Consider the following 17,567-nt stretch of genomic DNA (forward strand, 5'->3'; position numbering starts at 1 on the left):
ACTCGGACTCGGACGGCAGTTGTCAGTGGCGGGGTGCGGCGGCGGTGGTGGGCCGGGGCGCCGTGTCCGTGGCGGGCAGCAGGGCGGCGACCGCGGGTTCCAGGCGCTGGTGCAGCACGGGCAGGCCGCCGTCGAGGAAGAGCTGCCGCATGAGCGTGCGCTGCGTCTTGCCGCTGGTGGTCTTGCGGATCACCCCGGGCCGGACGAGCACCACGTTCACCGCGGGCAGCTGGAACTGGCGGCTGAGCAGCGCCTGCACGGAGGCGGCAAGGGGAGCGAGGGGCTCCTCGTCACCGGTCGCCTGCGGCCTGAGCTCCTGCACCACGACGACGTGGGTGCGGTCGGACGCCTCGTCGGTGACGCCGAACACCGCGCCGCCGCCGCGCCGGAACGCGTCCCCCGACTCCTGGACGGCCTGCTCGATGTCCTGCGGGTAGAGGTTGCGGCCGTGCTGGATGAGCATCTCCTTGATCCGCCCGGTGACATAGAGCTCTTCGTCGAGCAGGGCCCCGAGGTCGCCGGTGCGGAAGTATCCGGCCCGGCCGTCCGCCGTCGCCGCCTGGAAGGTGCGGGCGGTGAGTTCGCGCCGGTTCCAGTAGCCGACGGCCACCGACGGTCCGCGCAGCCAGATCTCGCCGACCTGCCCCTCGGGCAGTACCCGCAGGGTCATCGGGTCCACGATCAGGACCTCGGTGTCCTTCGGGCGGCCGCAGCCGACCAGGGTGCGGCTCGGGTGGTCGGTGCGGGCGGGCCGCAGCTCGTCCTGTTCCAGGGACTGGGCGTCGACGGTGAGTTCCACGGGCGGCGCGTCGGGGTCGTTGCCGGATACCAGCAGGGTGTTCTCGGCCAGGCCGTAGCAGGGCAGCAGGGCCTCGGGGCGCAGTCCGTTGCCGGCGAAGCGCCGGACGAAGGCGCGCAGGGTGTCGGCGCGCACCGGCTCGGCCCCGTTGAGAGCCACCCGCAGGCTGGACAGGTCCAGGCCGGACGACTGCTCCTCGGAGACTCGCCGGACGCACAGCTCGTAACCGAAGTTGGGCGAGGCGGTGCCCTCCACCCGGTAGTCGTGGATCATGCGCAGCCAGCGGGCCGGCTGTTTGACGAACGAGATCGGTGACATCTGCACACTGGTGCCGCCCACCCACAAGGGGTGCAGCGTCATGCCGATGAGCCCCATGTCGTGGTAGAGCGGCAGCCAGCTGCCCGCCACGACACCCCGCGGCGTCTTCATGGCGGAGCGGATGGCCTCCTGGTTGGCGGCCAGGTTGGCGTGCGTGATCATCACGCCCTTGGGCTCGCTGGTGGAGCCGGAGCTGTACTGGAGGAAGGCCACGTCGGTGCCGCCCACCCGGGGCGGGGTCCACAGGCCGGCGTCGGCCCCGTCGTCCTCGTCCGCGCCGGTCGCCAGGCACATCACGTCCTGCTCCCCGGAGGCGGCCAGCCAGGCGCCGATCGCCTGCCGGTATGCGGGCAGGGTCAGCACGGCGCCCACCTTGGCGTCCTGCAGGATGCTGCTGACCCGGGCCAGTCGTTCGCCGGGTTCGTCGGGCAGCGGGGCCGGAATGGCCGTACGGCCGGCGTAGAAGCAGCCCAGGAAGGCGGTGACGAAGTCCAGCGTCGGTGGGTACAGCAGCAGGACCGGGCGGGAAGGGTCGCCGCCCTTGGTCGCGTGGCGCAGCCGGGCGGCCACGACGCGGGCCCGCCGGTCCAGATCGGCGTAACTGAGCTCCTCGGGCCGCATCCCCAGGCCGTCCTCGTGCAGGTACACGAAGGCGGCACGGTCGGGATGGCGGTCCACGCCGGCTCGTACGGCGTCCGTCAACGTTCGGGGGTCAGGCTGGTGCGGCACAGGCTGTCCTTTCCGCGGTCGGTGACCGGTGCGGCATGGAACCTTTCGGGAGGCACCGAGTGCCACCCGGTGACCTCAGCCTTGGGGTGCCGTGAAAAGGAGACGTAAAGCGAAAATTGGTGCGCACGTCACGGGTTCGGGGTTCCCCGGACGGCCGTCGCCCGAGCGGATACAACGGTGGGTACACGGAGCGGCACATTCGGTGCTGGCACGCAGTGCCTGACGGCGACGTGAAGGAGGCCGATGGTGGATCCGGACGCCCGAGCCGAGCAGGAGTCGGCCCATGGGGGCTCCCTACCTGTGGGGCCCGGGCCCGCGGCGGGCCGGCGCGCGGTCCGTGAGGCCGTGCTGCGGCACGGTTACGCGGTCTGCCACGGCCGCCTGGACGAGTGGGGAGAAGGGGGAGGGGAGACGGTCTCGGCCGCGCGTGAAGTGCTCGGCCCGGACTGGCCGCGCTACCGCACCGCACGCGAACCCCTCGTACGAGCCCGGCTGTTGGGCTCCCGGCTGCTGCTGCGACACGTGGTGGCGGCCGTGGCCGGCACCGAGCCGGGCCGGGTCGTCGTGGGCCGTGACGGCAACGGGCGGCCGGTCCTGCACCGGCCCGCCGGACTGGACGTGGGCATCAGTCACACGGCCGGGATGCTGGTGGTCGGCGTGGCCCGCGGTCGCCGGATCGGAGTGGACGTGGAGGCGTCGGACCGCCCTTTGCTGGCACCCGGACTCGCCGAGAAGTTCTGTCATCCGGAGGAACTGGAGGAACTGAGCGGGCTGCCGCCGGCCGAGCGGAACCTGAGACTGGTCCGCCTGTGGACGCTGAAGGAGGCCTACACGAAGGCACTTGGCGTCGGCCTGACGCACGACTTCTCCCGCCTGCGCCTCCGGCCCGAGCCGCAGGACGGCGGCTGGCGGCTGGACCGAACAGCAGACGGCTGGCACTTGCGCTGCGAACAGGTCGGCCACTTTCTCGTCGCCGGCGCGCTGGGCCCGGAGGGCGGGTGGGGCGACGGGGTGCTGTGACCGTGGGGCGGCTCTTCGGTACGCGCCGGGATTGCAGGGGTGGTGGGTGGTTGGCAGGGTTCCTCGGCCGTGGAGCTGTGTGTGCGGGCGCGCTGGGTTCGGAGGGGGGTGGGGCGACGGGGTGCTGTGACCGTGGGGCGGGTGGGCCGACGGGCGCTGTGACCGTGGGACGGCTCCTCGGTAACGCGCCGGGATTGCAAGGGCGGTGGCAGGCCGTCAGGGGTCTCGGTCCACAGAGGCATTGGGTGCCGGGGCGCCGACGGCTACCGATGGGCCAGGTTTCAACGGCCGTTGCTCGGCAGTGTGCCGTGAGCCGGAGGGGCCGTAGCGACCAGTGAAGCGCGCCCGACCGGGGAGCGTGCAATCGAGTCAACGATGTTTCGATACACCGTTGACTCGATTGCCCGCCGGGTCTAGCGTCGGCAGGACACGGCACGCGAACAGCACTCGGCTCACGCACCCCCTCTTCCTTCCGAGGAGCGGAATCCGTGACATCCCAGCCCCGTTTCAAGCCCGCCGCGCAGACCCCGCAGCCCGCCCACCCGCACCGGTGGCGCGTCCTCGCGGTCCTGCTGGTGAGCCTCCTCCTCGTCGTCCTGGACACGTCGATCCTGAACGTGGCCCTGAAGACGCTCGCCGAGCCGGCACCCGTCGGCCTCGGGGCCACGCAGAGCCAGCTGCAGTGGTCGATCGACTCCTACACCCTCGTCTTCGCCGCTCTGCTCTTCACCACCGGCGTGCTCGCCGACCGCTGCGGACGCAAACGCACGCTGCTGGCCGGGCTCGTCGTCTTCGGCGGCTGTTCCCTGTGGTCCGCCTACGCCCACAGCGCCGACGAACTGGTCATCGCCCGGGCGGGGCTGGGCGTCGGCGGCGCCCTGGTGCTGCCCGCCACCCTCGCGATCATCATGGCCGTCTTCCCGCCCGCCGAACGCGCCAAGGCCATCGGTGTCTGGGCGGGCGCCGCCGGACTCGCCGTCGCGCTGGGCCCCATCGCCGGCGGCGCGCTGCTCGAGCGGTTCTGGTGGGGCTCGGTGTTCCTGATCAACCTGCCCATCGTGGTGATCGGCGCCGTCGCCGCCCTGTTCGTCGTACCCGAGTCCCGCGACCCCGAGCGCACGGGCTTCGACCCGCTCGGCGTCGTCCTCTCCGTCGCCGGTCTGACCATCCTGGTGTACGGCGTGATCCGGGGCGGCGAGTCGGACGACTGGGCGGTCGCCACGGTCTGGGGGCCGGTGCTCGGCGGCCTCGCGGTCCTGGCCTTGTTCACCCTCTGGGAGCGCCGCAGCGCCCGCCCCGCGCTGGACCTCGCTCTCTTCCGCGACCGTCGCTTCTCCGCCGCCGTGACCGTGATCGGCCTGGTCTTCTTCGCCCTGCTCGGCGCCACCTTCTTCCTGGTCTTCTACCTGCAGAGCGTGCGGGGTTGGAGCCCGCTGGAGGCCGGCTGCCTGCTGCTGCCCCTCGCCGTGGCCCAGCTGGCGTTCTCGCCACCGGCCACGCTCGCCGCCACGCGCGTGGGACTGCGGCCGGTGTGCGCCGCCGGCATGCTGCTCACCTCGCTCGCCTTCCTCGCCGTGGCCACCATCGACGAACACACCGAGGTCTGGGTCATCGAGTCCGTCCTGTTCGTCATGGGCGTCGGCATCGCCTGTGTGATGCCCCCCGCGACATCCGCCGCGATGTCCGCCGTGGCCCAGGACCGCGCGGGCACCGGAGCGGCGGTCAACACCACCTTCCGGCAGGTGGGCGGCGCCCTCGGGGTCGCGGTCCTCGGATCGGTGCTCTCCGTCACCTACCGTTCGCGGATCGAGGACCACCTGGCGCCGCTGCCCGCCCCGGTCCGTGACACGGCGCAGGAATCCGTCGCCGCCACCCTCACCGCCGCGGAGAAGCTGGGCGCGCCCGGCTCCGAGCTCGCGGCCCACGCCATCGACGCGTTCGTCTCGGCCATGCACCTCACGTCCCTCGTCGCCGCCGGCGTCACGTTCCTCGGCGCTCTCGTCTGCCTGCTGCTCCTGCCTTCCCGTACGGCCGCCGGTACGCCCGGCGCCGAAGAGACGACCGCGAACAAACAGGTCCACACCACGGAGGTCTGAACCGTATGCCGCCACACGTCGACCGTCCGGCGGCCGCCCCGGGACACACTCCCCGGGGTGGCCGCCGGCGCGACCCCGCCGCCGACCGGGCGATCCTGGACAGCACGCTCGGCCTGCTCAGCGAGGGATGCAGTTTCGGCGACCTGTCCATGGACCTGGTCGCCCAGCGCGCGGGCGTCGCCCGGGCCACCATCTACCGCCGCTGGCGCAACAAGGAGGAGCTGGTGCTGGCCGCGCTGAGCACCCTCGACCTCCCCGTGCCGCCGCTGGACGGACTCGGCCTGCGGGACCAGCTGGTGGCCCTCGTGGACCAGCTGCGCCACCGCGGCCAGGACACCAACCTGCACCGGCTGATCGGCAGCCTGCTCGGTGAGGCGGTGCGCCGCCCCCAGCTGGTGGAGCGGTTCGAGGACACCGTCGTCGCCGCACGGCGCGAGGCCATGCTGAGGGCGCTGGGGGACGGCGTCGCGAGCGGTGAGCTGCGTGCCGACCTCGACCTGGACGACGCGGTCGAACTGCTCGTCGGGCCGATGGCAGCCCGGCTGATTCTCCGTCAACGCCCCGTGGAATCTGCGGCGTTCGCCGAGTCGATCGTCGACACGTTCCTGAACGGCACCCGCACGACCCGCGCCGGGACAGGTTCCGGCACGGCACCGGAGCACCTCCCACCACCACAGGAGCCGCTGCCATGAAATTCCTCTTCGACGACCCCGCCTTCGACTACCAGGCACTGCGCACCGCCGGTTACGCCGACTACGGCGGAGCGCAGCTCGGCGAGGTCGTCGCGGTCGCCGCACACATCCCCGACGGCGACACCGCGGCCTGGCGGCACGCGTGGACCACTCTCGCCGAACGCGTCCACCGGCTGGGCACCGCCGCCCGCGCGGAGGGCCGCTCCGTCGACGCCCGCGCCGCCCTGCTGCGGGCGCACAACTACTACCGCACCGCCGAGTTCTTCCAGCGCGAACAACCACGGGACCCGGAGGCGCTGCGGCTGATGCGGCTGTCCCGGGAAACCTTCGCCGACGCGGCCGAACTCATGGACCGGCCCCCGGAGTTCGTCCGCATTCCCTACGAGGACACCTCACTGCCCGCCTACTTCTACCGGGCGGACGACTCGGGCGAACCCAGGCCGACCATCATCCATCACGGCGGCCTCGACTCCACCGTCGAGGAGGGCTACTTCTTCGTGGCGGCGGCGGCCCTCGCCCGGGGGTACCACTGTCTGTGCTTCGAGGGACCCGGACAGGGCTCGGTCCTGCGCGAGCAGGGGCTGGTCTTCCGCCCCGACTGGGAAAACGTGGTCACGCCGGTCGTGGACCACACGCTGTCCCTGCCCGGAGTGGACCCCGACCGTCTGACCCTCGTCGGCACCAGCCTCGGCGGTCTGCTCGCGGTGCGGGCCGCGGCCTTCGAGCACCGTCTGGCCGGCTGCGTCGCGCATGACGCGGTCTGGCAGCTGGGCGACGTCGTGGGCTTGCCGCCGTTCGTCCTGGAGTGGGTCGAGCAGGGATGCGACGACTTCGCCGACCCGGTGATCTGGGGGATCGCCGCTCAGCAGACCTTCACCCGCTGGCTGCTGCGGCAGACGCTGTGGACCTTCGGCGCGGACACTCCGTCCCAACTGTTGCGCCGGCTGCCCGCGTTCGGCCTGTCGGAGGTGATCGGCCGGGTGCGCTGCCCGGTGTTCGTCCTCGACGCGGAGGAGGACCTGTTCTTCGCCGGTCTGGAGCACGCGAAGAAGGTGTACACGGGGCTCAACTCGCCCAAGACCTTGTATGTCTTCACGACGGATGAGGGAGGTGGGGCGCACTGCCACTCGGGTGCGATGCGGCTGTTCCACGACCGGCTCTTCTCCTGGCTGCTGGAGACACTCGGGGCGGACCGGCAGACGGCGGCCTGACCGGCGGCCCGCCCTCCCGGGGGTGCCGCCGCGGCATGCTGCCGGCCCGGACGGCCCGGCCGCTCACCCGTGGCCCGGACAGCCCGGCCCGCTCACCCGTGGGCCGGGCTCCTGGCCGAATGTCATTCCGCGGTCCGGTTCACGGTGGCAGGTTTATCTCCGGGCGGCTCGGTTCCGGGCCGCCGGATTTTCATTCCCCTTAATGGCTGTGTAACGGAACGGACTGGCATCATGCAACGACCTCGCATAAGCTGCACGGCATAGCAGTAAACTGCTGTCCGTATGGCGCCCCAGACCTGGGGTCGGACGGGGGAACCGGAATTTAGTTGAATGCGTTTCGCGCATTCGGGGGGTTGTCGTGTCCCTGTCCTGTTTACAGGCTGACCACGCGCTTCGCTATGAGCTGCTGGGGCGGCTGCGGGTGTCCCGCGGCGGCGTCGACCTGACGCCTGAGCAGCCCAAGCTGGCAAAACTGCTCGCTCTGTTGCTGATCAGGGCGGGGGAGACCGTACCGGGGGACAAGCTGGTGGCGGAACTCTGGGAACAGGGTCCGCCGCGCTGCGCCTTCGCGAGTCTGCGCGTGTACGTCTCACAGCTGCGCAAAGTCCTCATTAATCCTCGAGGAACGTCTCCGATCGCCACGACATCACCGGGATACATCCTGGATGTGAGCGGCGACACAACAGACTTTCAAGTTTTCGAGACGCTCTACACCCGTGGCCGAGAACGGTACTGCGCGGCCGATTTCCTGCATTCCTCCGAACTTCTCCGCAGAGCGTTGTCCCTATGGCGGGGCCCCGTTCTGGAGGGAATTCAAGGGTCGTTGGAAATTGAATCTTTCGTGGCTGTGCAGGAGGAAAAACGGCTGAATTGCACCGAGCTCAGCATCGACTCCGCGCTGGCCCTGGGCCGCCATCACGAGGTGATCGAGGACCTGAAGGGCCTCCTCGTCCAACATCCGCTGCGGGAGCCGTTCTACCGCCAGCTGATGGTCGCCCTGTATCGGGCGGGCCGCCAGGGGGACGCGCTGGGGACGTACCGCAACGCCCGCCGGGTGATCAAAGAGGAGCTCGGAGTCGAGCCGGGTCCGACCCTGCGCGTCGCCCACGAGGCCATACTCAGAGCGGACCCGGCCCGCCTGGAGGCGGCCGGCGTCATCCCGGCCATGCACTGACTGCGGGGTGGCGCATTCGTGGACGCTTTATACGGCATTTACAGTCACTCAACTGCTCGTGGCTAGGCTGCAGTTGCCCCCGCACCGGGCGGGGAGAGCCGGGTGCCGTGCGCGGCCGTGTACCAGCGGGCAGCGGGCAGCGGGCAGCGGGCAGCGGGCAGCGGGCAGCGGGCAGCGGCCACGGTGCCGTGACCGTGGCCCTGGTGCGGGTCCGGGCAGACAGCCCAACCCATGCCGCACAGCCCGCCACTGTGCGTTCTCGCCCCTCGCACACCTCACCCGTGGCGTGTTCCACGCGCCGCAGAGAGGAGGCCTCATGACCGGTGTCTGAACAGTCCTGCGCTCGCTGTGCCTGATCGGATCCTCCGCCGTGTCGCGGAGGACCGGACGGACGCCCGGTCCAGGTCGACCCGTTCCACCGGCCCTGTGCTCCGGCAGCCTGGTGCCAGCTGTCCCGTTCGGGGCATTCGGGAACTGGCTGGATCTGTCGCGATCGAAAGCGATCAGGCATGGAGGCAGTGCAGAGACCCGGCATTCTGACGGCGGCGCCTCTCGTTTCGCCGGTCAATTCACACAACGAGTGGGACCCGCTGGAGGAGGTCATCGTCGGGCGCCTCGACGGAGCGACGATCCCCTCCGGTCATTCCGTCGTGACCTGCAACATCCCGCCGTGGGTGGCGCGGGTGCAGGGACGGGTCGCCGGACGGGTCGCCGGGTCAGATACCCGCGCCTGCTGATCGAGCGGGCGCAGCATGAGCTCGATCAGTTCATCGCCCTCCTGCAGTCCCTCGGTGTCACGGTCAGGCGCCCGGACGCGGTCGACCACAGGAGACGCTTCGGCACCCCCGACTGGTCGTCGCGCGGGTTCTGCACCACCTGTCCGCGTGACAGCATGCTCGTGATCGGCGACGAGATCATCGAGACCCCGATGGCATGGCCGTGCCGGTATTTCGAGACCCACTCCTACCGCACGGTCCTCAAGGACTACCTCCGGCGCGGTGCGCGCTGGACGGCCGCGCCGAAGCCGCAGCTGACCGACGAACTGTTCGAGGCGGACTTCCGTGTCCCCGAGGCCGGCGAGCCCGTGCGCTACATCCTCACCGAGTTCGAGCCGGTCTTCGACGCCGCGGACTTCGTACGCGCGGGACGCGACCTGTTCGTCACGCGGAGCAATGTCACCAACCGCATGGGCATCGACTGGTTGCGCCGCCATCTCGGGCCCGGCTATCGCATCCACGCGATCGAGGGCCGTTGCCGCACGCCGATGCACATCGACACGACGTTCGTCCCGCTCGCGCCCGGCAAGGCGCTGGTCAGTCCGGAATGCATCGACGTCGACCGCCTGCCCGAGGTGCTGAGCTCGTGGGACATCCTGATCGCCCCCGAACCCGATCCGATCGATGAGCGCCTGCTCAAGATCACCTCGATGTGCCGCAGGTGGGCTCAGCATGAACATGCTGGTGATCGACGAGAGGCAGGTGATCGCGGAGCGGCACCACACCGGCATGCTGCGCGCGCTCGAAGCGTGGGGGTTCGAGCCGATCCCGTGCGACCTGCTGCACTACGCGCCGTTCGGCGGATCGTTCCACTGCGCGACACTCGACATCCGTCGGCGCGGCACGCTCGAGTCGTACGGCCCCGATTGATGTCGAAGTGAGCCCCGTCCCAACCGTCCGCCCGTGCACATGTCACCAGTCGAGATCCTTGTACTCCTCCGCGGGCACGCCGACGTCCGAAAAGATGTCCCAAGCCTGCTGCCTGGCAGTCCCGGCGGCAGCGTCCTTGGTCCTGTGGAGGGCGCGGCTGAGGACCACCAGCGTGCGGGCTTCGCCGAGCCGGTGGCCGGTCTGACGGTGTATTGCGAGTGTCTCCTGGCCGAGGGCGAGGGCTGTCGCGTAGGACGCCTCGGACTCCGCTATCCCGCACAGGATGGTCAGGGCCTGGCCCTCCACCACGCGGAAACCGTGTTCGCGTGCCAGGCTCAGTGCCTGCTCGGCATGGCTGCGGGCCTCGTTGTGGCGGCCCAGTTGCTGGTGTGTCAGGGAGAGGCCCAGGACGCTGTCCGCCTCGGTGCGTCTGTATCTCGCCTCGCGGGCCAGGGTGAGAGCCAGCCTTCCGGTCCGCAGCGATCGGTCGAAATCCGCCAGCTTTTGATGAGCAGTGGCGACCGTGTTGAGGATGCTGGCCTGAATCCAGCGCCGCCCTCTCTCCTTGACCATGGCAAAGGCACGCTCGGCCTGTTCCAGCGCCTCGTGGTGGCGGCCGAGCTCGATGTTGATCTTGGCGACGGCGTCGAGCATCATGGCGCGGTCGTTGCGGTATCGGCCCCGCGCGTCAGTGGTCACCTCGGGACCGAGGACGTCAAGGCCGTCGGCCAGACGGCCGAGCTCCCAGTACACCCAGCCCAGGTTCTGCAGAGCCAGGCTGTTGTCGTTCCAGCCGATCTCCGCATTCCGGCTGATGGCCAGTTCGAGCTGATCGGCGGCCTCGCGTAGCCGGCCCAGATCCCGGCAGGTCACTCCTAGGACGACCAACCCCAACGCTTCAAGATGACGATTTCCGGTTTCCCGTGTGATCCGCAAGCCGGTGGTGACATGCGCGTGGGCACTGGCGAGTCGCGCCATACTCCATTCCGCTTGGCTTGTGCCCCCGAGGGCCGCTGCCTCGCCCGTCGCCCAACCCAGTTCCCGGCTGATGTCCCCTACGCGCGCGTGATGATCCAACGCCTGCTTGACGTGACCCCGGTCGGACCGGAGCAGTCCGAGACTGCTGTGCATGGCTGCCTGACCGAACAAGTCGCCTTCGGCGATGGCCGCGTCCAGTGCGGTCTGTGCGACGGCCTGCCACGTAGCCCGCGGCAGATGCAGCCAGAAGTAGCCGAACAGCGCGTTGGCCAGGTGCCAGGCGACGGGGCGGGGACCGTGGCGGCCGACATGGTTGATGAGTGCGAGCAGGTTCGCCCGCTCCGCCTCCAGCCATTGGTCAGCTCCAGCAGCGGATGGCATGTCCGGCCGGCCGGTGTGGCCGAGGTCGCGGGGGAGTTCAGGGAAGAGCCAGGTTCCGGCGGCGGCGCGAGCGGCGTGCACGTACCAGATCAGGACGCGTCGCAACGCGGCGTCACGATCCGCCGCCGCATCTTCCACCTGCGCACGTTCCTGCGCGTACTCGCGAAGGAGATCATGGAAGCGGTACCGGCCCACCGTCTCGGGTTCGATGAGGAGGGCGGCGGCCAGGGCGCCGAGCAGGCGGCGGCCCTGGTGCAGCGGTACGTCCATGAGGGCTGCCGCGACCTCGGCGGTGAGCTCTGGTCCGGGGAAGAGGCCGAGCAGGCGGAACAGCCGGCGCGCGGCAGGAGCCAGAGCTCGGTACGACGCCCCAAAGGCCGTGCGCAACGGGGAGTTCTCGTCCTCGTACGGCTCCAGGGCCTCCAGCCGTTTGCCTTCGGTCATCTCCGTGACCAGCTCGGCCAGGCGCAGGCCCGGATCGCCCGCCAGCCTCGCGGCGGCCACGCGCAGCGCCAGTGGCAGGCTGCCGCACAGCCGGATCAGTTCGTCGACCGCGAGTGGTTCGGCGGAGAGCCGGTCCGCGCCGAGTGCCTCGCTCAGCAGTGCGCGGGCCTCGGCCGGCTGGAGGAGGTCCAAGGGCAGGGCGTGTGCCCCGTCGCGGGCCACGAGATCACCGAGCCGGTTGCGGCTGGTGACGACGACGCAGCAGGAGGGGGTGCCCGGAAGCAGCGGGCGTACCTGCTCCGCCGAGGCGGCGTTGTCCAGCAGGACCAGCAATCGTCGGTCGGCCAGCAGGGTGCGGTACACGCGTGCCTGCGCCTCGTCGTCCGCGGGGATCTCGGACGCCGCGAGCCCCAGGCTCCGCAGCAGCAGTTCAAGGGCTTCGCCGGCCTTGAGTGGCTCTCGGTCGTGATCGAATCCGTGCAGGTTCACGTACAGCTGGCCGTCCGGGAAGCGGTCGCGGACCTGGTGTGCCCAGTGCACGGCCAGCGCGGTCTTGCCGATGCCGGCGGCTCCGCCGATGGCGGAGATGACCACCGTGTTCGCCGGCCCTGGGCCGGGCTCGGCCGGGAGCAGCGCGTGCAGTCTGGCGAGTTCCTCGGTGCGGCCGGCGAACCCCGCGGCATCGTGGGGCAGTTCGGCCGGGGCGGGCGGCGCGCTGTCGCGTGGCGGGTGAGCGGGTAGCTCCTGTGACCCTGGTCGCTTCGGCGCGGCTGCTGCCGGGTCGTCGCGGTGATCGAGCTGGGAGAGTGTGTGCGCGGGAGGCGCCGCCGGACCGAGGAGGCAGGTGTCGTCCTGGCGCAGCACCGCCTCGTACACCCGGCGGAGCTCCTCACCGGGATCGACTCCGAGTTCGTCGCGCAGGCGTACGCGCATGTCCTGGTAGGCGTTCAGTGCTTCGGCCTGGCGTTCGCAGCCGTACAGCGCCCGCATGCGCAAGGCCAACAGTGACTCGTCGTAGGGATCGGACGCGGACAGCGCGGCGAGGTCGTCCAGGGCATCGGTGAACCGGCCGAGCAGGACCAGAGACTCGAGCCTGGCCAGCCGGAGCGTTCGGCGGCGCTCCAGCAGCCGCTCCCGCTCGGCCTGCGCGTACGGTCCGGGCAGGTTGGCCAAGGGCTCGCCCTGGAACAGTGCGAGCGCTCCGGACAACTGGTTCGTCGCGGTGGCCAGGTCGCCGAGCGCTTTGGTGCGCAGTGCTTCGTCGCCCCGCTCGGTCAGGTCCGCCACATCGAGCCGGACGTCGTCGGCGACGAAGCGGTACCAGCCCTTGCCGCTGCGGATCAGCGACTCCGTGGGCCGGGTGCCGTCGGCGTCGAGTGCCCTGCGCAGCGGGTTGACGTGACTGGCCAGCACCTTGTGGCCGGACCCGGGCGGCTGCGACCCCCACACCGAGTCGAGCAGTTGGTCATGGCTCACCACAGCCCCCTGCCGGAGCAGCAACGCGGCCAGCACGGCCTGCCGCTTGACAGGCCCCAGATCCAGGCGTGTTCCGCCCTGCCAGGCCCGTAACGGCCCGAGCACCTCGATCCGAAGCCGCCGAGGAGTTCCCCCGTCCACCGCGAAGCCTCCGCTCCCGCACATCACCGGAATTTCATCAGCATTGCAGCACCCTCGCCCATCGTGACGGACACGACATCGCACAACCCGCACAACTGAAGGAGAGTCTCAGTGACCGAAGTGGAGCGGGTGGCCACTGCGTTGGCCGCAGGGTCGGCCCCCGGGCTCACGGACTCCGGGCGCGGAACCGTCCACGACCTGCACGTCGCGCTGAGGGATGCGGTCCGCCGACGATTGGCCGGGAGCGCCGGGAACAGCGTGGGCGGCGGCTACGGCGTACGGGTGCTGGACGCGTACGAGACGGACCCCGACGTGTGGTGGACCCGGCTGCTCCAGGTCCTGACGGCATCCGGGGTGGAGACGGACGAGGAGATCCTCGGAGCGGCCCGCGCGGTGCTGCGCGCGGAGCGCCGGACGGGGTCCATCACCGTGGACGCCGTCGGGGTCCGTGAGGTGTTGATCGGAGATGGCAGCACACAGCGCACGGCGTTTGGCCGATGATGCACTGGACGACTCGAGCCAGAACACCGAGATGGTTGCCGTTTCCTACGTCGTGACATGCGCCGGCTGATTGCTTGCCGCGAAGGCGGCTCGCCGGACCAGGGCGTACGAGCGGGTCGTCTGACGCATGACCAGGGTCTGCAGGGCGAGTTGGAGGCCTCGCCCGACGTCGGCTCCCACCATGAGCCAGAAGTCGGCGGCGTGGTCGGCGTACGCGTCCGGATGGCGCAGCACCAGTTCGTCGTAGCGCTCCGCCGCACGGTCCCGCCACTGCCGGGCCTCCTGGTGTCGGCCCGCGACGCGGAGGGCGAGCGCGAGACGGGAGGCGTACTCGGGGTCGTCGCTCGTCTCCACCAAGGCACGCAGGCGGGCGACGGCGCCCTCGGGGTCTTCCAGCAGGAGCACCTCGAAGCTCCGTCTTCCGGCGAGGTCGGTCGTCCGGCAGATCGTCGAGGGTCTCCTCCGTTCACCGGTCACCGTTCGACCCACGGACGGGGCTCGCCCGTGGCTCCATGCCCGGTCCGCCGGCCCGGACGGTCCCGGCCGGCCCGGTGACGGGGGCCGACCGGCCCAAGCGGACGCCGGCCGCTACGGGCACGCTGGACATGTGGGGTGTCTCCGGCCCCGCATCCCGCGGCCCCACCGGACCATGCGTCGGTGTCACGCGGCAGAACCGCCAGACCAAGGGAGAACGATCATGAAAGGCTTCGTCTTCCACGGCTCCGGACAATCCGCCTGGGAGGAGGTTCCCGATCCGGGCATCAAGGAGGCCACGGACGCGATCGTGCGCGTCGACGCCGTCACCATCTGCGGTACGGACCTGCACATCCTCAAGGGCGACGTGCCCGAGGTGCGCTCCGGCACGGTGCTGGGGCATGAGGCGGTCGGCGAGATCGTCGAAGTCGGCAGTGACGTGCGTACCGTGCGGCCCGGGGACCGGGTTCTGGTCTCCTGCATCACCGGCTGTGGCCGTTGCCGGTACTGCCGGGAAGGGATGTACGGCCAGTGCCGCGGTGGTGGTGGCTGGATCCTCGGGCACCTGATCGACGGCACGCAGGCCGAGTACGTGCGTGTGCCCCATGCCGACCTGTCCGTACACCCGCTGCCGGGCTCCCTGGACAGTGAGCAGGCCGTCCTGCTGGCCGACATCTTTCCGACCGCCTACGAGGTGGGCGTCCTCAACGGACGCGTGCGGCCGGGAGACACCGTCGCCGTCGTGGGGGCCGGCCCCGTAGGGCTGGCCGCCATCGCCACGGCCCGCCTGTTCGCCCCCGAGCGGGTCGTCGCCGTGGACCTGGCCGCCGGCCGGCTGGAGGCCGCCAAGGCGCTCGGCGCCGACACCGTGGCCGACGCCCGCGAAGCCCCCGAGGAGCTGATCGCCGACCTCACCGACGGGCTGGGAGCCGACGTGGTCATCGAGGCGGTCGGCCTGCCGGAGACCTTCGAGGTGTGCACGCGGATGGTCCGGCCCGGCGGGCACGTGGCCAACGTCGGCGTCCACGGCAAGCCCGCGACACTGCACCTCGAAGACCTGTGGATCAAGAACGTGACCATCACGACCGGCTTGGTCGACACCCACTCCACGCCCACACTGCTGCGGATGGCGGCCGCCGGCCGGCTGCCCACGTCGCAGCTGGTCACCCATACCTTCCCGATGGAGCAGATGGAGGAGGCGTACGACGTGTTCGCCCGCGCCGCCGACACGGGCGCGCTCAAGGTGGTGCTCGGTGGACAGCGGCACGACGCGCTGGCTGTCCCCGCGGCGTGAGACAACGGCGTGAGACAACGGCGTGAGAAGACGAGGAGGCGAGAGCTGTGTTCGACCAGGCCTCGGCAAAGACGAACGCACGGACCGGACGGGCGCGGGGCGACCTCGGGCGCCGTCTCGTCCGGCGCCGGGCGGAACTCGGCCTGTCGCTACGCGCGGCGGCCGACCGGGCGGGGATGGCTCCCAGCTACCTCCGGTACCTGGAGAGCACGCCGACCGCTGCGCCGGGGCAGGGCACCCTCCTCCGGCTTGCGGGTGCCTTGGAAACCAGTGTCACGGAGCTCACCGGTGGCAACTTGGATCTGCCGCCCGGTTTGGGACAGGCCGCCCGGCACCCGGAGCTCGTGGCGCTCAGCGCCGAGGAATGCCGCAGGCGGCTGGCGAGGCACGGGGTGGGCAGACTCGCGGTGATCACCGACGAAGGGCCGACGGTCCTGCCCGTCAACTACGGCGTCGTCGACGGCACGATCGCTTTCAGGACTGCCCCCGGCTCCGCGCACGCCCAAGTCCTCGGCAGCCGGGTCGCGTTCGAGGTCGACCACATCGACGAGGCGCTCAGCCGGGGCTGGAGCGTGCTGGTACGCGGCCGGGCCCGTGCCGTGACCGATCCGGACACCGTACGCCGACTGGCGGACCAGGTGCACAGCGCGCCCTGGGCAGGCGGTCGACGCGACCTGTGGGTGTGCATCGAACCTGTTGAGATCACCGGCCGTGAGATCAGCGAGGGCTCCTCGGGCGGCGGGTGAGCGATGCCGGGCCCCGTCGGCCGGGGCCTGTGGTGGACTTGGAGGCATGGAAGCGCGAGTGGTCGGAGTCGATGTCGGTTCGGTGGCTCTGGGCAGGTTCGCCTGGGCCGCACTCGACGTACCGGCGCTCTCCCTCGCCGGGCAGGGGTCCGACCCCGAGACGGCGGTGCAAGCGCTCAACACGCACCTGACGTCCGGCGGCCGGGCCGCGCTCGTGCTGGAGGCGCCCATGTCGGTACCGGTTCCTTCGACGGATCGGGCGGACGGGTGGCAGGCGCTGGGCCGGGCGCGGTCCGGCGAGGGGAACCGCCCCTGGTCCGCGGGTGCGGGCGCGGGTGTCCTGGCCACCGGTGTCGCGCAGGCCGCGTGGATGCTGGGGCGACTGGTAGAGGTGGCTCCCGGCACGACAGCGACCACCCAGCCGGACCGGTGGGCGGCCGCGCACGGCCCCCGGCTGCTGCTCGCCGAAGCGCTGGTGTCCGGCACCGGCAAGCCCGTGCCGACGACGAGTGGCCCCCACGCGGCCGACGCGGAGGCGGCCGCCCGCGCCCTGGCCGAGCGGCTTGAAAACCTTCCGGCGCTGGCCTCCGACGTACGCTGCGCCCCACACCGACCGTTCAACCTGCTCGCCGCCTGCGCGATGTGGGCGCGGCTGGACATCCGTCCGGACGAACTCCACATGGACGTGTCGGTCCTGCGCGCCCGTCCTCCGCGTCCCTCTGTGGGGCAGGACGACGCTGTGAGCGCCGCGTCCGCGGACGGGCACGTGCAACAGGAGTAGCCGGCGGCGCCGGGCCGTTCTCGGGCAGGGCCCTGCCGGGCGCACCGCGTGTGCGGCCCGAGGCGACCGTCCGCAGTTCCGGGGCCGTTCTCCGGCAGGGGCGGGACCGATGGCCTTTCCCCGGGTGGCGTCGACCGGCCGACGATGGGGTGCAACCGCTGTATCACGTGAAAGACGGTTGGCCATGTATCCCAATGACGGTTTCCGCGAACTCGACCGGCAGGAGTGCCTGCGCCTGCTGGCGAAGGTGCCTCTCGGTCGCATCGTCCACACGCGTCAGGCCCTGCCTGCCGTCCTCCCGGTCAACTTCTGCCTGGACGGAGACGGAGCGGTACTGCTGCGATCGTCGGCGGCCTCGGAACTGGTTCGCGCGGTCGACGGCGCGGTCGTCGCTTTCGAGGCCGACGAGGTGGACGCCGTCACGCACTCCGGCTGGAGCGTCGTCGTCACCGGCCGGGCCGCAGTGGTGGCCGACCCGGCCGAGTACGAGCGGTTGTCCCGGATCGGCCCGCGCTCCTGGGCACCCTCGCCCGAGGAGGTTTTCCTGCGCATCGAACCCGAGCTGGTCACCGGACGCGAGCTCGTCGGCGTCCGCACGCAGTACGGCGTGCAGCTGAATTCGTGAGGACGTGAGGACGTGAGGACCTGACGAGTACCGGCCGTGTC

General features: G+C 70.9%; 13 protein-coding genes and 1 pseudogene. 11 read left to right on the forward strand and 3 right to left on the reverse strand.

The window, feature by feature from the left end; all coding sequences use genetic code 11:
* Positions 1-22 precede the first annotated feature (22 nt).
* On the reverse strand, positions 23-1,846 hold the full coding sequence (locus QFZ76_RS46045) for a fatty acyl-AMP ligase (protein ID WP_307679292.1): 1,824 nt from the start codon (positions 1,844-1,846) through the stop codon (positions 23-25).
* Between the two features lie 243 nt (positions 1,847-2,089).
* Here QFZ76_RS46045 and QFZ76_RS46050 point away from each other — a divergent pair, with 243 nt between their 5' ends.
* The 6 genes and pseudogenes from QFZ76_RS46050 (at position 2,090) to QFZ76_RS46075 (ending at position 9,685) form a co-directional block, all read left to right on the forward strand.
* Entirely contained in the window at positions 2,090-2,866 is a 777-nt protein-coding gene (locus tag QFZ76_RS46050) for a 4'-phosphopantetheinyl transferase superfamily protein (RefSeq protein ID WP_307679293.1), read from the forward strand.
* Between the two features lie 488 nt (positions 2,867-3,354).
* On the forward strand, positions 3,355-4,962 hold the full coding sequence (locus QFZ76_RS46055) for a DHA2 family efflux MFS transporter permease subunit (RefSeq protein ID WP_307679294.1): 1,608 nt from the start codon (positions 3,355-3,357) through the stop codon (positions 4,960-4,962).
* A 5-nt stretch (positions 4,963-4,967) separates the two neighbouring features.
* Complete coding sequence (locus tag QFZ76_RS46060) at positions 4,968-5,654, forward strand: TetR/AcrR family transcriptional regulator (protein WP_307679295.1); 687 nt, start codon at positions 4,968-4,970, stop codon at positions 5,652-5,654.
* Positions 5,651-6,865, forward strand: a complete 1,215-nt coding sequence (locus QFZ76_RS46065) for a S9 family peptidase (RefSeq protein WP_307679297.1) — start codon at positions 5,651-5,653, stop codon at positions 6,863-6,865. The genes QFZ76_RS46060 and QFZ76_RS46065 overlap by 4 nt, the downstream gene beginning before the upstream one ends.
* A gap of 358 nt (positions 6,866-7,223) precedes the next feature.
* A complete protein-coding gene (locus tag QFZ76_RS46070; protein WP_307679298.1) occupies positions 7,224-8,039 on the forward strand; it encodes an AfsR/SARP family transcriptional regulator in 816 nt (271 codons plus the stop codon).
* 509 nt (positions 8,040-8,548) lie between these two features.
* Positions 8,549-9,685 (forward strand): annotated as a pseudogene (locus QFZ76_RS46075) (amidinotransferase).
* A gap of 42 nt (positions 9,686-9,727) precedes the next feature.
* On the opposite strand, the gene QFZ76_RS46080 reads toward QFZ76_RS46075, so the two are convergent.
* Positions 9,728-13,129 carry a BTAD domain-containing putative transcriptional regulator gene (locus QFZ76_RS46080; RefSeq protein WP_307679299.1) on the reverse strand — a complete coding sequence of 1,134 codons (3,402 nt, stop codon included), beginning with the start codon at positions 13,127-13,129 and terminating at the stop codon, positions 9,728-9,730.
* A gap of 87 nt (positions 13,130-13,216) precedes the next feature.
* Between QFZ76_RS46080 and QFZ76_RS46085 the strand changes: the two genes are divergently transcribed.
* Positions 13,217-13,606: a hypothetical protein gene (locus QFZ76_RS46085; protein ID WP_307679300.1), complete on the forward strand. Its 390-nt coding sequence runs from the start codon at positions 13,217-13,219 to the stop codon at positions 13,604-13,606.
* A gap of 45 nt (positions 13,607-13,651) precedes the next feature.
* On the opposite strand, the gene QFZ76_RS46090 is transcribed toward QFZ76_RS46085, so the two are convergent.
* A complete protein-coding gene (locus QFZ76_RS46090) occupies positions 13,652-14,011 on the reverse strand; it encodes a hypothetical protein (protein ID WP_307679301.1) in 360 nt (119 codons plus the stop codon).
* 292 nt (positions 14,012-14,303) lie between these two features.
* On the opposite strand from QFZ76_RS46090, the gene QFZ76_RS46095 reads away from it, so the two are divergent.
* The 4 genes from QFZ76_RS46095 to QFZ76_RS46110 all read left to right on the forward strand — a co-directional run bounded on the left by QFZ76_RS46095 (position 14,304) and on the right by QFZ76_RS46110 (position 17,526).
* Complete coding sequence (locus QFZ76_RS46095; RefSeq protein WP_307679302.1) at positions 14,304-15,374, forward strand: zinc-dependent alcohol dehydrogenase family protein; 1,071 nt, start codon at positions 14,304-14,306, stop codon at positions 15,372-15,374.
* A 47-nt stretch (positions 15,375-15,421) separates the two neighbouring features.
* A complete protein-coding gene (locus QFZ76_RS46100) occupies positions 15,422-16,120 on the forward strand; it encodes a pyridoxamine 5'-phosphate oxidase family protein (RefSeq protein ID WP_307679303.1) in 699 nt (232 codons plus the stop codon).
* Between the two features lie 46 nt (positions 16,121-16,166).
* Entirely contained in the window at positions 16,167-16,901 is a 735-nt protein-coding gene (locus tag QFZ76_RS46105; protein ID WP_307679304.1) for a hypothetical protein, read from the forward strand.
* A 184-nt stretch (positions 16,902-17,085) separates the two neighbouring features.
* Positions 17,086-17,526 carry a pyridoxamine 5'-phosphate oxidase family protein gene (locus QFZ76_RS46110; protein WP_307679305.1) on the forward strand — a complete coding sequence of 147 codons (441 nt, stop codon included), beginning with the start codon at positions 17,086-17,088 and terminating at the stop codon, positions 17,524-17,526.
* The last annotated feature ends 41 nt before the right edge of the window (positions 17,527-17,567 follow it).

The sequence above is a fragment of the Streptomyces sp. V4I2 genome (genome assembly GCF_030817655.1).
Lineage (GTDB): Bacteria > Actinomycetota > Actinomycetes > Streptomycetales > Streptomycetaceae > Streptomyces > Streptomyces plumbiresistens.

What these genes read in the sequence shown, in the direction of transcription:
- QFZ76_RS46095 (WP_307679302.1), top strand. Translation starts at nt 14,304, where the DNA reads ATGAAAGGCTTCGTCTTCCACGGCTCCGGACAATCCGCCTGGGAGGAG.
- QFZ76_RS46080 (WP_307679299.1), bottom strand. Translation starts at nt 13,129, where the DNA reads ATGTGCGGGAGCGGAGGCTTCGCGGTGGACGGGGGAACTCCTCGGCGG.
- QFZ76_RS46050 (WP_307679293.1), top strand. Translation starts at nt 2,090, where the DNA reads ATGGTGGATCCGGACGCCCGAGCCGAGCAGGAGTCGGCCCATGGGGGC.
- QFZ76_RS46065 (WP_307679297.1), top strand. Translation starts at nt 5,651, where the DNA reads ATGAAATTCCTCTTCGACGACCCCGCCTTCGACTACCAGGCACTGCGC.
- QFZ76_RS46110 (WP_307679305.1), top strand. Translation starts at nt 17,086, where the DNA reads ATGTATCCCAATGACGGTTTCCGCGAACTCGACCGGCAGGAGTGCCTG.
- QFZ76_RS46060 (WP_307679295.1), top strand. Translation starts at nt 4,968, where the DNA reads ATGCCGCCACACGTCGACCGTCCGGCGGCCGCCCCGGGACACACTCCC.
- QFZ76_RS46105 (WP_307679304.1), top strand. Translation starts at nt 16,167, where the DNA reads ATGGAAGCGCGAGTGGTCGGAGTCGATGTCGGTTCGGTGGCTCTGGGC.